The organism is Vibrio sp. 10N.222.55.C6 (assembly GCF_041473395.1).
GTDB lineage: Bacteria > Pseudomonadota > Gammaproteobacteria > Enterobacterales > Vibrionaceae > Vibrio > Vibrio crassostreae_C.
In genome coordinates this window covers 1-268 of the sequence record NZ_JBFRSD010001265.1, presented here as the reverse complement: position 1 = coordinate 268, position 268 = coordinate 1, and the positions used below count along the sequence as shown (strand labels likewise).

Genomic DNA, 268 nt, shown 5'->3' with positions numbered 1-268 from the left:
GGCGTGTAATTTCGATGTAAGAGTAATATTGGCAAGTTGGCAGAAGCGTATTGACCAGTAACTCTTTACAGCGAGGAGAGTCATCAGCCCAGTTATCGCCATCAGAGGCTTGTGCTGCATAGATGTTCCACTCATTAGCAGGGTAGCGGTCTGCGACAATTTCCTTCATCAGTTTCAGTGCGCTTGAAACAATGGTGCCACCCGTTTCTTGTGAGTAGAAAAACTCATGTTCGTCGACCTCTTTAGCCTGAGTATGGTGACGAATAAA

Annotated in this window: 1 protein-coding gene; it reads right to left on the bottom strand. The window is 45.9% G+C overall.

Annotated elements, in window-relative coordinates; translation table 11 throughout:
• On the bottom strand, positions 1-268 hold a 268-nt coding region (locus tag AB4486_RS28475; RefSeq protein WP_372120192.1), incomplete at both ends, for a DUF444 family protein.